Raw genomic sequence first — 12,825 nt, 5'->3', positions numbered from 1 at the left:
GGCGGAGCCAGCGGGCCGCAATCCGCATCGGCGCTTGCCCCGGCCCCTGCCCGCCTGTCAGATCCGCCACGACAGGGCGAGGGGATCGGCATGGCGACGAAGAGACGGATCTGGGGCTGGATGATCTTCGATCTGGCGCAGCAGCCCTATGCGACGCTGGGGCTCACCTTCATCTTCGGCCCCTATTTCGCCGCTGTGGCCACCGCGCATTTCGCGGCCCAAGGGCTGCCGGAGGCGCTGGCCGACGCGCGCGCCCAGTCGCTCTGGGCCTCGGGGCAAACGGTGGCGGGGCTGTTCATCGCCTTTACCGCACCGGTGCTGGGCACTCTGGCGGACGCATCGGGCCGCCGGATGCCATGGATCGCGGCGTTCTCGGCGATCGCCGTGATCTGCGCTGCCGGGTTGTGGATCCTCGAACCCGATGGCGAGATGCTGATTCCGGCGCTGGTGCTGTTCTTCGCGGGCTTCGTCGCCGCCGAATCGGCCACCAACGTCAACAACGCGCTGCTGCCTTCGCTCGCCACGGGGCCGATGATCGGCCGGATCTCCGGCTCGGGCGCGGCGCTGGGCTATTGGGGCGGGGTGGTGTCGCTGATCCTGATGCTGCTGCTTCTGGCCGAGAACGACGCGGGTCTGACCCTTCTGGGCAGGCCGCCCGCCTTCGGGCTCGACCCCGAAACGCGCGAGGGCACGCGCGCTGTCGGGCCTGTGATCGCGCTGTGGTACGCGGTGTTCATCGTGCCGTTCTTTGTCTGGGTGCGCGACGCGGGCCCGGTGGCGCGCGTGCCGGTGACGCCGCGCGTGGTCGCGGCGCGCCTGTGGAGGTCGCTGCGCGATGTGGCCCGCCGCCCCAGCCTCGCGGCGTTTCTCGGCGCCTCGATGCTCTACCGGGACGCGCTGGCGGCGGTCTATGCCTTTGGCGGGGTCTATGCGACGCTGGTGCTCGGCTGGTCGGTGATCCAGATTGGCGTGTTCGGCATCATCGGCGCGATTTCGGCGGCGATCCTGACATGGGCGGGGGGGCTCGCGGATGCACGGCTCGGCCCCAAACCGGTGATCCGCTTGTCGGTGTGGGTGCTGATCGCGGTGTCGGTGCTGATCGTGTCGATGACGCGCGACAGCCTGTTCGGCCTGCCGCTGCCCCCCGGCTCACACCTCCCCGACATCCTGTTCTACATTTGCGGCGCGCTGATCGGCGGGGCGGGCGGGGCGCTCTATTCGGCCTCGCGCAGCCTGATGGTGCGCCACGCCGACCCCGAACGGGCCACCGAGGCCTTCGGCCTTTTCGCGCTGTCGGGCCGCGCCACCGCCTTTCTCGCGCCGCTGTCGATCACCGTCGCCACATGGATGAGCGGATCGACGCGCGCCGGTCTGGTGCCGGTGATCGCCCTATTCGCGCTGGGGCTGCTTCTGCTAGGATGGGTCAACAAGAACGGAGACCGAGCAGCATGATCCGCCCCCTCGCCGCCGCCCTGCTGGGCCTCGGCCTTCTCGCCGCCTGCGAAGGCGAGCCCCCCGCGCCGCGCGCCGTGGTCTCGACCCACAATACCAACGACACCCGCGTGGCGAAGCAGCTCTTCGGCCATGTCCCGACGGCCTCGGCGCAGCGGCCAGAATCGATCGGCTTCTACTCCAAGGGCTGTCAGGCCGGCGGCGCGCAGTTGGCCGAGACCGGCCCGACCTGGCAGGCGATGCGGCTGTCGCGCAACCGCAACTGGGCGCAGCCGGAGGCCATCGACTTCATTCAGGACCTGTCGCGCAAGGCCGCCGCCCTGCCCGGCTGGAACGGCATATATGTCGGCGACATGAGCCAGCCGCGCGGCGGCCCGATGCTCACCGGTCATGCCAGCCATCAGACCGGCATCGACGCCGACATCTGGCTGCGCCGCGCCGATCGGCTGGGCCTTTCGGTGGCCGAGCGTGAGGCGATCTCATCGACCGACATGCAGGCCCGCGGCGGCGCCTATACCAACGCCAACTGGACGCCCGAGCATATGGCGCTCGTGAAGGCCGCGGCCTCGGACCCGCGCACGGCCCGGATCTTCATCTTTCCCGGCGCCAAGGTGGCGATGTGCGACGCCGAGACCGGCGACAGGTCGTGGCTCAACAAGGTGCGGCCGTGGTACGGGCACAACACGCATTTCCACGTGCGGCTGAATTGCCTGCCGGGCGACACCGCCTGCGAAGCCCAAGACCCGCCGCCGCCGGGCGACGGCTGCGACGACGCGCGCGAGTGGCAGGCCAACATCCTGAACCCGCGCCCCGCCCCGCCCGCCGATCCCGACGCGCCCGAGCCTAAGCCCAAGGGCGAGATCACCATGGCGGATCTGCCCGGCCAGTGCGCCGCCGTTCTGGCGAGCGACTGAGCCCATGAAGGCAATGGTTCTGGCGGCCCTGCTTTCGGGCGGCGCGCCGTCCCAGCAGCAGGCCGATTACATCGGCAGCTATGTCTGGCCCGAAAGCGCGCATCGTTCGGGCGGGTTCTCCGCGATCGAGACCGAGGCCGACGGGCTCGGCTTCATCACCGTGAGCGACCGGGCACGGATGATCGACGGGCGGTTCGAGCGAGATGCCGAAGGGCGCATCACCGGCATCGACATTGCGCGTTCCGAGCCTCTGCGTTCCGGGCGTGAGGGGATCATGACGGCCCATCTGGCCGACAGCGAGGGGCTGGCCATCGGAGCCGACGGGCGGCGCTGGATCTCGTTCGAGGGCAAGGCGCGGGTGCGATCGGAGACCGGGCCGGACGGCCCCGAGGTCCTGCCGCGCCCCGAGGCCTTTCCCCACATGCAGTTCAACAGCGCGCTCGAGGCGCTGGCGGTCGACGAGGCGGGCGCGCTCTATACCATCCCCGAGCGTTCGGGGCGGATCGACAAGCCGTTCCCGGTCTACCGTTGGAAGGACGGGCAGTGGACGATCCCCTTCTCGCTCCCACGGCGCGACAACTTTCTCGTCACGGGGGCGGATTTCGGCCCCGACGGGCGGCTCTACCTCCTTGAGCGCGATTTCGCGGGCATCGGATTTCGCAGCCGGGTGCGCCGTTTCGCGCCCGACGGCACCGGCGAAGAGGTGCTGCTCGAAACCGGGGTCGGCGTGCATGACAACCTCGAAGGGATCTCGGTCTGGCGCGACGATCTCGGCCGGATCCGGCTCACCATGGTTTCCGATGACAATTTCCGCTTCTTTCAGCGTACCGAGTTCGTCGAATACGCGCTCGATGAATGACGATCCCGCCTCCTGTCGGGGATCGGCAACACTTCGCCTTCCCCAACGGAACGTCACAAAAATTTCTGTTTGACGACGCGGCCTTCCATGCCAGCTTTGGGTCAGGCGAAACTCATTGAAAGGAGGTGATCCAGTGTCGAGAAGGGTATTGGAGAAATGTGTCGGGACAGCTTGGGGGGTGCGCGGCTGAGGCAGCCCTTGGCCGAACAACCCACCAGGTGGACCTCGGTCTAACCGACCCACCTCCTGAACTTCGAAGGGTCGTTTCCATCGCCGGAAACGGCCCTTTTCGTTTGTCGCCGGGGCGGCAGTTTTTGTATCGCCCGCCCGGGCGCGCTATCTGGGGGGCGACGCCCCGGAGAACATACATGCTGCAGATCGACGACCGCATCACCATCGAGGATTGGGAACTGACCGAGCAGTTCACCCGCGCTTCCGGCCCCGGCGGCCAGAACGTCAACAAGGTGAGCACCGCAGTGGAGCTGCGTTTCGAGGCCGAGCGTTCGCCCAACCTGCCCGACCCGGTCAAGCGGCGGCTCAAGCGGCTTGCCGGGCGGCGCTGGACCAATGACGGAGCTGTCGTCATCTTCGTGCAGGACACCCGCCACCAGCCCCGCAACCGCGAGATCGCCCGCGAGCGGCTGGCCGAACTGATCCGCGCAGCGGTGCATGTGCCGAAGCGCCGCGTGCCGACGAAGCCGACGAAGGGATCGGTGCGGCGGCGGTTGGAGGCGAAAAAGCAGCGCGGCGAGGTGAAGGCGCTCAGGAAGGGGCCGGAGGATTGAGACTCAAGCTTCTGCGAAGCGTCTCATTAGAGATTGAACGAGCAAGATGATCTGTTCTCCTACTCTCGCCTATTAATCTAGAACACCCTGAACGTCTGCGTCGTCAGCGTCCGCTCGATGCCCTCGATGCCCATCAGGTGCTCATTGAGATACATGCCAATATCCTCGCCCTCGGGGACATAGATCTTCACAAGAAGATCGAAGGCCCCCGAGGTCGAATAGAGCTCGGAGTGAATTTCCTTGAGCGCGATGGCGTCGGCGACCTTGTAGGTGGTGCCGGGGGTACAGCGGATCTGGACGAAGAGCGGGAGCGACATGGGATTTCTCCGGGGTCAGACGGTGACGGGAATGGCGTCCTGTGGGCCGACGCCGAAGACGCGCTTGTAGCGGGCGATCTCGGAGGCCGGGCCCATCGCCTTTTCGGGGTTGTCCGAAAGCTTCACGGTGGGGCGGCCCTCGGCGGCGACGGCCTTGCAGACGAGGGAGAAGGGCGCGAGCGCGTCGCCCGCCAGCCCCTTGAAGTCGTTGGTCAGCATCGTGCCCCAGCCGAAGCTCACCTTCACCCGGCCCGCGAAGCGCGCATGCAGGTCGAGGATCTTGTCCGCATCGAGCCCGTCGGAGAAGATCACCAGCTTTTCGCGCGGGTCCTCGCCGCGCTCCTGCCACCACTTGATCGCCGTCTCGGCCCCGGTGGCCGGATCGCCTGAGTCGATGCGGATGCCGGTCCAGCCGGCGAGCCAGTCGGGCGCACGGTCGAGGAAGCCTTGGGTGCCGTAGGTGTCGGGCAGGATGACGCGCAGGTTGCCCTCATGCTCGTCATGCCAATCGGCGAGCACGCGGTAGGGCGCCTCGGCCAGCGCCTCGTCGCTGTCGGTGAGGGCGGCATAGACCATGGGCAGTTCATGCGCGTTGGTGCCGATGGCTTCGAGGTCGCGGTTCTTGGCGATGAGGCAGTTCGAGGTCCCGGCAAAGCTCGCGCCCATGCCTTCGAGCATCGCCTGCACGCACCAGTCCTGCCACAGAAAGCTGTGGCGACGGCGGGTGCCGAAATCGGCGATGCGCAGGCCGGGCGTGCCACGCAGACGCTCGACCTTTTCCCATGTGCGGGTCATGGCGCGGGCATAAAGCACCTGAAGCTCGAACCGCCCCATGTCGTTGAGGACTGCGCGCGAGCGCAGTTCCATGAGGACCGCGAGCGCCGGGATCTCCCACAGCATCACCTCGGGCCACGCCCCTTCGAAGGTCAGCTCGTACTGCCCGTCGCGCTTCTCGAGGTGGTAAGGCGGCAGGCGCAGCCCCTCGAACCACTCCATGAAGTCGGGACGGAACATCTGCCGCTTGCCATAGAAGGTGTTGCCGCGCAGCCAAGTGCTTTCGCCGCGGGTGAGCGAGAGCGAGCGGATATGGTCGAGCTGCTCGCGCAACTCGCCCTCGTCGATCAGGTCCGCGAGGCGGATGGATTTGGTGCGGTTGATCAGGGAGAAGGTGACCTGCGTGTCGCGGTGGTTGCGAAACACCGACTGGCACATCAGAAGTTTGTAGAAATCTGTGTCGATCAGCGAACGGACGATCGGGTCGATCTTCCACTTGTGGTTCCAGACGCGGGTGGCGATGTCCATCAGTCCAGCACCACGCCGGCATCGAGCATCGCCTGGCGCGCATCCTCGAGGCTGCCGTCGAGGTCGATCCCGCGCGACAGGCTCTCGATCACCGTGACCTTGTAGCCGAGCTTCGCGCCGTCGAGCGCCGAGTAGTTCACGCAGAAATCCGTGGCGAGGCCTGCAAGCGTGATCCCGGTGATGCCACGCTCGGACAGGTAGCCGTGCAGCCCGGTCGGCGTTTCGTGGTCGTTCTCGAAGAAGGCCGAGTAGCTGTCGATCTCGCGCCGGAATCCCTTGCGGATGATGAGGTCGGCGTCGGTCCGCAGGTCGGGGTGGAAATCCGCGCCATTCGTGCCCTGCACGCAGTGGTCGGGCCAGAGCACCTGCGGCCCGTAGGGCATCTCGGTCATCGACATCGGCGCCGCGTTCTCGTGCTGGCTCGCGAAGGAAAGGTGATCGGCCGGGTGCCAGTCCTGCGTCAGCACTACGGCGCGGAACTCCTGCATCAGGGCGTTGATGCCGGGAACGATGGTGTCGCCCTCGGCCACGGCCAGCGCGCCGCCGGGGCAGAAGTCGTTCTGCATGTCGATGACGATCAGGGCCTCGTTCGCGGGGCGCATGGCTCTCTCCTCCGGTCTATGTCACCGAGGTAAGCTGCTGGCCGGTCTGCGTCAAATGGCGTGCATCGCCGCCGCGATCTCTTCGGCCGCACGGGCGAGGCCGTCCGCGTCGAGCGATTGCGCCGCGACGGTGGCCGCGAATTGCGGATCATGTGCGGCGCGCGACCGGGCATAGGCCGGGTCGTAATGCTCGATCATCAGCGCCGCCGACAGCTCGACCATGCGGCCCTCGGACAGGAGCGCCTGCCAGCCATCGACCACCTCGTGGCCGCGATGCGTCCGCAATTGATCGAGAAGACGCGACAGCCGCGCGGGATCGGCACTGACATCCTCGTACCGGCGGGCGAGGAATGCGGCACGCGCCTCGATCGGTGCAGTGATCTCGATACGCGGCGCGCGGGTCATCAGCGCCCAGAGCGAAGGCGGCAGGGTGATCCGACCGATCTTGGAGCTTTCGGCCTCGACGAGCACGGGACGCTCGGGGTCGAGCCGGGCGAGGCGTTCGGCCAACCCGCTCTCGAAGCCCTTCTGCGCGGGCTGGTCGGCCGGATCGCCCCCCAGAAGCGAGCCGCGATGGTTGGCCAGCCCTTCGAGATCGAGCACCTGCCTGCCGCGCGCCTCGACCAGCGGCAGCAGCGCGGTCTTGGCGGTGCCAGTGAAGCCGTCGAGCAGCACGAGCCGATGCGGCAGGGCGGCCTCGTAGAGCGCCGTATGCACCAGCCGCCGCCATGTCTGGTAGCCGCCCTCCACCACCTCGGCGCGCCAGCCGATCTGGGTCAGGATCGAGGCGAAGGAGTTCGACCGCTGCCCGCCGCGCCAGCAATAGACCAATGGCTTCCAGCGATATTCCCGACCCGCGAGTGTCCCGGCGATATGTTCGGCGGCGTTGCGCGCGACGATGGCCGCGCCGATCTTGCGCGCGTCGAAGGGCGAGATCTGCTTGTAGATCGTGCCGACCTCGGCCCGCTCGGCATTGGACAGAACCGGCAGGCTGATCGCACCGGGGACGTGGTCCTCGGCAAACTCGGCGGGGCTGCGCACGTCGATCACGTCGTCGAAGCCGTGGTCGAGAAAGGCAGGGATGGTCTCGAAACGGGTGCTCATGCGGTTCTCCCTATAGCGATCACGGATGCTCGGAAAGCGCGGCTCCTGGCAACCTCACTCTCCAACTACTCATGGCGCACCGTTCGGATGCGGCGGGATATGAGTATTTGAAGTGTAAAGTTGCCGCAGGATACGCCTCGAACGGCAAGGGGCCGCGGTGCGCCACCACGGCCCCCTACCCTGCCTTGCGGCGAGGATTACTCCTCGACGTCGAAGGTCAGCGCCTTGACCTGCTGGAACTTGCCGGTGTCGCGCAGCTTCTGCAGCACCTCTTCGGAGACCGCTTCGTCGGCATAGAGGATGGCGATCGCCTCGCCGGCGCGCTGGTTGCGGCCCAAGGTGAAGTTGGCGATGTTCACGCCGTTCTCGCCCATCATGGTGCCCAGCACACCGATGATGCCCGGCACGTCCTGATTGGTGGTATAGACCATGTGGCGGCCGATCTCGGCGTCGATGTTGATGCCCTTGATCTGGATGAAGCGCGGCTTGCCGTCCGAGAACACCGTGCCCGCGACCGAACGCTCGCGCTTGTCGGTGGTCACGGTGACCTTGACGTAGCCCTCGAAGGTGCCGGACTGGTCCTGCTTGGTGGTCGAAATCTGGATGCCGCGCTCCTTGGCGATCACCGGGGCGGAGACCATGTTCACATCCGGGTTCGCCTTGCGCATGATGCCCGCCACCAGCGCCGAGTTCAGCGCGGCGAGGTTCATCTCCGAGACGACGCCGTCATAGAGGATGTTGATCGCGGTGACCGGCTCGTCGGTCATCTGGCCGATGAAGTTGCCAAGGTGGCCCGAGAGGCCGATCCAAGGGCCCATCACCTTGGCCTCTTCGGCGGTGATCGAGGGCATGTTGATGGCATTGGTGACGGCACCGGTCAGAAGGTAGTCCGACATCTGTTCGGCCACCTGCAGCGCCACGTTTTCCTGCGCCTCGCTCGTCGCGGCGCCGAGATGCGGCGTGACGACGACGTTGGGCAGGTTGAACAGCGGTGAGTTGGTCGCAGGCTCCTCGGCGAAAACGTCGAAGGCGGCACCGGCGACGCGGCCTTCGGTGATCGCCCCGGCCAGCGCCGCCTCGTCCACCAGACCTCCGCGGGCGCAGTTGACGATGCGCACGCTCGGCTTGAGCTTGGCGATGTTTTCCCTGGACAGGATGTTCTTCGTCTGCTCGGTCAGCGGCACGTGCATGGTAATGAAGTCCGAGCGGCCCAGAAGCTCGTCCAGTTCGACCTTCTCGACGCCGATCTGGGCGGCGCGCTCTTCCGACAGGAAGGGGTCATAGGCCACGACCTTCATCTTGAGGCCATGCGCGCGGTCGATGACGATCGAGCCGATATTGCCCGCGCCGATCACGCCGAGCGTCTTGCCGGTGACCTCGACGCCCATGAAGCGCGACTTCTCCCACTTGCCCGCATGGGTCGAGGCGTTGGCCTCGGGGATCTGGCGCGCCACGGCCATCAGCATCGAGATCGCGTGCTCGGCGGTGGTGATCGAATTGCCGAAGGGCGTGTTCATCACGATGATGCCCTTCTTCGAGGCCGCCGGGATGTCGACGTTGTCGACGCCGATGCCGGCGCGGCCGATGACCTTGAGGTTGGTCGCGGCCTCGATCAGCTTTTCGGTGGCCTTGGTGGCCGAGCGGATCGCGAGACCGTCATAGTTGCCGATGATCTCGGCCAGCTTTTCCTTGTCCTTGCCAAGCTTGGGCTGGAAATCGACCTCGATGCCGCGATCGCGGAAGATCTGCACGGCGGCGTCGGAGAGGGCGTCGGAGATGAGAACCTTGGGCATTTGGATGCTCCTGTGGCGGTCGGACGGAATGCGTCCGGGGAATGGGGGAGGACGGGGCGCGTCAAACGCGCGCCCCGAGAGGCTTCAGGCGGCTTCGGCCTGCGCCTCGATCTCGGCGTGGAAGGCCCAGTCGAGCCAGGGCAGCAGCGCCTCGATGTCGGCGGTCTCGACCGTGGCGCCGCACCAGATGCGCAGGCCGGCGGGCGCATCGCGATAGGCGCCGATGTCGAGCGCCACGCCTTCCTTCTCGAGCCGCTTGGCGACCGCCTTGGCGAAGGCGGCTCCGTCGGTGATGCGCTCATCGGTGAACTTCAGGCAGACCGAGGTGTTCGAGCGGGTCGCCTCGTCCTCGACGAGGTTGGCGATCCAGTCGCGGCTTTCGCAGAAGTCCCAGACAGCCTGCGCGTTGGCATCGGCGCGGGCCTTCAGCCCTTCCAGTCCGCCGACCTCGCGGCCCCAGGCCAGCGCGACGAGGTAATCCTCGACGCAGAGCATCGACGGCGTGTTGATCGTCTCGCCCTTGAAGATGCCCTCGATCAGCTTGCCGCCCTTGGTCATGCGGAAGATCTTGGGCAGCGGCCATGCGGGGGTGTAGCTCTCCAGCCGCTCGACGGCACGGGGGCTCAGAATCAGCATGCCATGCGCCGCCTCGCCGCCCATCACCTTCTGCCACGAGAAGGTGGTGACGTCGAGCTTGTCCCAAGGCAGGTCCTGCGCGAAGGCCGCCGAGGTGGCGTCGCAGATGGTGAGACCCTCGCGGTCGGCCGGGATCGCATCGCCGTTCGGCACCCGTACGCCCGAGGTGGTGCCGTTCCATGTGAAAACGACGTCGGTGTCGTAGTCCAGGCTCGCCATGTCGACGATCTGGCCGTAGTCGGCGGTCCTCACCTCGGCGTCGATCTTGAGCTGCTTGACCACATCGGTGACCCAGCCCGCGCCAAAGCTTTCCCACGCGACCATCGTGGCCTTGCGAGCGCCGAGCATCGACCACATCGCCATCTCGACGGCGCCGGTGTCCGAGGCGGGCACGATGCCGATGCGATAATCGGCGGGCACGCCCAGAAGCGCGCGCGTCTCTTCGATCGCGGCGGCGAGCTTCGATTTGCCGATGGCGGCGCGGTGCGAGCGGCCGAGCGGCGCGTCGGAGAGCTTGTCGAGGCTCCATTGGGGGGGTTTGGCGCAGGGGCCGGAGGAAAAACGCGGATTCGACGGACGAACGTCCGGAGTCGTGCTGACCATTGCTGGTATCCTTGCAGATAAGCGCCTCTCGTTGGGGAGAGGTGTCCCGCCGCCGCATCTACGCCCCCTCATGCGCTTTCACAACGGGGAAATTGCCGTTAAGGCACCGCCAAACGTCGCAAGCGGGCCATCCCGCGTCACTATCGGAAACATCGCCCCATGTTCACCGCCCTGCTCCTCACCGCACCCGGCACTCCTCTCGACCCGCATCTGGCGGAAAACCTGCGCAGCGCCTGGGGCGGCACCGTGCTCGATTGGCTCGCCCCCGGCGAGGCGGTGGAGTTCGGGATCCCGATGGTGCCGGACAATCGCTGGCAGGTCTGGGCCGATCTTCAGGCAAGCCGCGTCGACATGGTGATCCAGCGCAGCAAAGGCCGCCGCAAGAAGATGCTTCTGGCCGACATGGACAGCACCATGATCCAGCAGGAATGCATCGACGAGTTGGCCGCCGAAGCCGGCGTCGGCCCGCGTGTGGCCGAGATCACCAAGCGGGCGATGAACGGAGAGCTCGATTTCGAGGGCGCGCTGATCGAGCGCGTGGGCCTTCTCAGGGATCTCGACGAGGCGGTGATCGCCCGAGTTCTGGCCGAGCGGATCACCCACATGCCCGGCGGCCGCGAACTCATCGCAACGATGAAGGCCGATGGCGGTCACGCGGCGCTGGTCTCAGGCGGCTTCACCGCCTTTACCGAAAAGGTGGCCGAGGCGCTGGGCTTTCACGAGCATCGCGCCAACACGCTGCTGGCGGCAGGCGGCAGGCTCACCGGCGATGTGGCCCGCCCGATTCTCGGGCGCGAGGCCAAGGTGCAGGCGCTGCACGAGATCACCGAACGGCTCGGCATCATGCCCGATGACGTCATCGCCGTGGGCGACGGCGCCAACGATCTCGGCATGCTTGGGCTGGCCGGAACAGGCGTGGCGCTCCATGCCAAGCCGGTGGTGGCCGAGCAATGCGAGGTACGGGTGAACCATGGCGACCTGACGGCACTGCTCTACATCCAAGGCTACCGCAAGGAAATGTTCTCTATTTGATCTTGCGCGACTCGGCTTGTCGTCCGACACTGACGCAGGGGCAGGCAGTGGCCGCCCCGCCACTGGGGAGGACGACATGGCAGACAAGCGTTTCATGTATATCTACCACGGCAACGGGATGAGCCCGCCCGAGAGCGAAGAAGCGGGTCGCGAGGCAATGGCCCGCTGGCAGGGCTGGATGGATGGCATTCGCGACAGCATCGTCGACGAGGGCGCGCCGGCCGGAAAATCCCATACCGTGAGCCAGAGCGGCGTGACGCATGATGGTGGTGCCAACCCCGTCTATGGCTACACGCTGGTCACCGCGCCCGACATCGACGCGGCGATTTCCATGGCCAAGGACTGTCCGATGGTCGCCGATGGCGGCAGCGTCGAGGTCTGCGAGGCCATGGAGATGTGACGGATGGCCGGGTCCTCTGCGAGGTCCGGCCAGCGACCCTCATGCGCGGCACCGCCTCTTGGCGCTAGGCCCGACGATGGGCGTTTCGCTTAGTTCAAGAGCGCCGACGCGGGCCGCGCCAGCTTTGGAGCACCGGCATCAGACGCTTTCTTGTCGCCGGGCGCTTCGGGCCGAACATGCCGGGGCGTATCAGGATTGCGGCGAGGTGCCATGTCTCGTTCCCAACCCATCATCCTGCATCCATGTGATCCTCCATGTGGTCTTCCGACCATACCCAGTGGCAAAGCCGCCACAGTTCCAGAGTGAGGGTCCGAGGCCCCTGTCTGCGCGGATATCCGCGCAGACATGTGACCGGGCAGGGCTTTCCCATGGGGCGGGAATCTTGATAAGCCTCTGGCTATCGAGTTGAACCCGCCCCTTCCAGTCGAAAAGGCGCCGGGGGCATCCACGAGGCCAGACAGCTGGAGGCTGCTACATGATGTCACGACTTTTCCGCGCGATTGGGTCCCTGTCGGCAGGCGCGCTGATCGCCGCCGCCGCCACGAACGCCGCCGCGCAGGAGGCGTCGAACCGCGTCGCCGCAGAGACCGACTGGAGCGTGTTTCAGGAAACCGATCCGGTCGAGTGCTTTGGCGTCTCGGCCCCCAAGAGCCAGCTCAACACCAAGGACGGCCAGCCCGTCACCGTGAGCCGCGGCGAAACCCTTCTTTTCGTGTTCTATCGCCCCGCACAGGGCGTCAACGGTCAGGTGACCTTCACCGGCGGCTACCCCTTCGCCTCGGGCTCCACCGTGACGCTCGAAGTGGGTGGTCAGGACTTCCAGCTCTTCACCGAAGGCGACTGGGCCTGGCCCGCGACGCCGCAGGACGACGCCGCGATCGTCGCGGCGATGAAGCGTGGCGCCGATGCGGTGCTGACCGGCCGGTCCGGCCGCGGCACCCAGACCAAGGACACCTTCTCGCTGCTGGGCTTCACCGCCGCAGTGGACGAGGCGGCCAAGCGCTGCACGAGCTGATCCACGCCCCC

General features: G+C 66.8%; 13 protein-coding genes. 7 read left to right on the top strand and 6 right to left on the bottom strand.

Translation table 11 applies throughout. The features are described 5' to 3' along the window. Positions 1–90: 90 nt before the first annotated feature. The 4 genes from ACJASC_RS00295 to arfB all read left to right on the top strand — a co-directional run bounded on the left by ACJASC_RS00295 (position 91) and on the right by arfB (position 4,010). Complete coding sequence (locus tag ACJASC_RS00295) at positions 91–1,452, top strand: MFS transporter (RefSeq protein ID WP_415142582.1); 1,362 nt, start codon at positions 91–93, stop codon at positions 1,450–1,452. After that, positions 1,449–2,366, top strand: a complete 918-nt coding sequence (mepA, locus tag ACJASC_RS00290; RefSeq protein WP_415142580.1) for a penicillin-insensitive murein endopeptidase — start codon at positions 1,449–1,451, stop codon at positions 2,364–2,366. The genes ACJASC_RS00295 and mepA overlap by 4 nt, the downstream gene beginning before the upstream one ends. Before the next feature lie 4 nt (positions 2,367–2,370). Further along, positions 2,371–3,225 (top strand): esterase-like activity of phytase family protein, encoded by an 855-nt coding sequence (locus ACJASC_RS00285; protein ID WP_415142578.1) that lies wholly within the window; start codon positions 2,371–2,373, stop codon positions 3,223–3,225. 368 nt (positions 3,226–3,593) lie between these two features. Further along, positions 3,594–4,010 (top strand): alternative ribosome rescue aminoacyl-tRNA hydrolase ArfB, encoded by a 417-nt coding sequence (gene arfB / locus ACJASC_RS00280; protein ID WP_415142576.1) that lies wholly within the window; start codon positions 3,594–3,596, stop codon positions 4,008–4,010. Between the two features lie 77 nt (positions 4,011–4,087). Here arfB and ACJASC_RS00275 read toward each other — a convergent pair whose 3' ends face one another. The 6 genes from ACJASC_RS00275 to ACJASC_RS00250 all read right to left on the bottom strand — a co-directional run bounded on the left by ACJASC_RS00275 (position 4,088) and on the right by ACJASC_RS00250 (position 10,367). After that, positions 4,088–4,327, bottom strand: coding sequence for an Lrp/AsnC ligand binding domain-containing protein (locus ACJASC_RS00275; protein ID WP_099275511.1), 240 nt, complete (start codon positions 4,325–4,327; stop codon positions 4,088–4,090). Between the two features lie 15 nt (positions 4,328–4,342). After that, entirely contained in the window at positions 4,343–5,629 is a 1,287-nt protein-coding gene (gene pncB / locus ACJASC_RS00270) for a nicotinate phosphoribosyltransferase (RefSeq protein WP_415142573.1), read from the bottom strand. Further along, a complete protein-coding gene (pncA, locus tag ACJASC_RS00265; protein ID WP_021692386.1) occupies positions 5,629–6,231 on the bottom strand; it encodes a bifunctional nicotinamidase/pyrazinamidase in 603 nt (200 codons plus the stop codon). The genes pncB and pncA overlap by 1 nt, the downstream gene beginning before the upstream one ends. Positions 6,232–6,282: 51 nt before the next feature. Next, the gene (gene mnmH, locus ACJASC_RS00260) at positions 6,283–7,335 is read right to left on the bottom strand and encodes a tRNA 2-selenouridine(34) synthase MnmH (RefSeq protein ID WP_415142571.1); all 1,053 of its coding nucleotides are present in this window, start codon (positions 7,333–7,335) and stop codon (positions 6,283–6,285) included. A 197-nt stretch (positions 7,336–7,532) separates the two neighbouring features. Then, positions 7,533–9,128 (bottom strand): phosphoglycerate dehydrogenase, encoded by a 1,596-nt coding sequence (gene serA / locus ACJASC_RS00255; protein ID WP_415142569.1) that lies wholly within the window; start codon positions 9,126–9,128, stop codon positions 7,533–7,535. 84 nt (positions 9,129–9,212) lie between these two features. Then, complete coding sequence (locus tag ACJASC_RS00250) at positions 9,213–10,367, bottom strand: phosphoserine transaminase (RefSeq protein WP_415142567.1); 1,155 nt, start codon at positions 10,365–10,367, stop codon at positions 9,213–9,215. Positions 10,368–10,526: 159 nt separating this feature from the next. On the opposite strand from ACJASC_RS00250, the gene serB reads away from it, so the two are divergent. From serB to ACJASC_RS00235, 3 genes are all read left to right on the top strand, one after another. Beyond that, positions 10,527–11,399 carry a phosphoserine phosphatase SerB gene (serB, locus tag ACJASC_RS00245; RefSeq protein WP_415142565.1) on the top strand — a complete coding sequence of 291 codons (873 nt, stop codon included), beginning with the start codon at positions 10,527–10,529 and terminating at the stop codon, positions 11,397–11,399. A gap of 76 nt (positions 11,400–11,475) precedes the next feature. Continuing rightward, positions 11,476–11,799, top strand: coding sequence for a YciI family protein (locus ACJASC_RS00240; protein WP_415142563.1), 324 nt, complete (start codon positions 11,476–11,478; stop codon positions 11,797–11,799). Between the two features lie 475 nt (positions 11,800–12,274). Beyond that, positions 12,275–12,814, top strand: a complete 540-nt coding sequence (locus tag ACJASC_RS00235) for an invasion associated locus B family protein (protein ID WP_415142561.1) — start codon at positions 12,275–12,277, stop codon at positions 12,812–12,814. The last annotated feature ends 11 nt before the right edge of the window (positions 12,815–12,825 follow it).

Source organism: Limimaricola cinnabarinus (assembly GCF_047631075.1).
Classification (GTDB): Bacteria; Pseudomonadota; Alphaproteobacteria; order Rhodobacterales; family Rhodobacteraceae; genus Limimaricola; species Limimaricola cinnabarinus.
Note: the sequence above shows the minus strand (reverse complement) of the source record. Positions and strands in the feature narration are given on the sequence as shown.

Bases quoted from the DNA above. Each gene is read 5' to 3' on its own strand.
- pncA (WP_021692386.1), bottom strand. From the start codon at position 6,231: ATGCGCCCCGCGAACGAGGCCCTGATCGTCATCGACATGCAGAACGAC.
- serB (WP_415142565.1), top strand. From the start codon at position 10,527: ATGTTCACCGCCCTGCTCCTCACCGCACCCGGCACTCCTCTCGACCCG.
- ACJASC_RS00295 (WP_415142582.1), top strand. From the start codon at position 91: ATGGCGACGAAGAGACGGATCTGGGGCTGGATGATCTTCGATCTGGCG.
- pncB (WP_415142573.1), bottom strand. From the start codon at position 5,629: ATGGACATCGCCACCCGCGTCTGGAACCACAAGTGGAAGATCGACCCG.
- mnmH (WP_415142571.1), bottom strand. From the start codon at position 7,335: ATGAGCACCCGTTTCGAGACCATCCCTGCCTTTCTCGACCACGGCTTC.
- mepA (WP_415142580.1), top strand. From the start codon at position 1,449: ATGATCCGCCCCCTCGCCGCCGCCCTGCTGGGCCTCGGCCTTCTCGCC.
- ACJASC_RS00285 (WP_415142578.1), top strand. From the start codon at position 2,371: ATGAAGGCAATGGTTCTGGCGGCCCTGCTTTCGGGCGGCGCGCCGTCC.
- ACJASC_RS00250 (WP_415142567.1), bottom strand. From the start codon at position 10,367: ATGGTCAGCACGACTCCGGACGTTCGTCCGTCGAATCCGCGTTTTTCC.
- serA (WP_415142569.1), bottom strand. From the start codon at position 9,128: ATGCCCAAGGTTCTCATCTCCGACGCCCTCTCCGACGCCGCCGTGCAG.
- ACJASC_RS00275 (WP_099275511.1), bottom strand. From the start codon at position 4,327: ATGTCGCTCCCGCTCTTCGTCCAGATCCGCTGTACCCCCGGCACCACC.
- ACJASC_RS00235 (WP_415142561.1), top strand. From the start codon at position 12,275: ATGATGTCACGACTTTTCCGCGCGATTGGGTCCCTGTCGGCAGGCGCG.
- ACJASC_RS00240 (WP_415142563.1), top strand. From the start codon at position 11,476: ATGGCAGACAAGCGTTTCATGTATATCTACCACGGCAACGGGATGAGC.
- arfB (WP_415142576.1), top strand. From the start codon at position 3,594: ATGCTGCAGATCGACGACCGCATCACCATCGAGGATTGGGAACTGACC.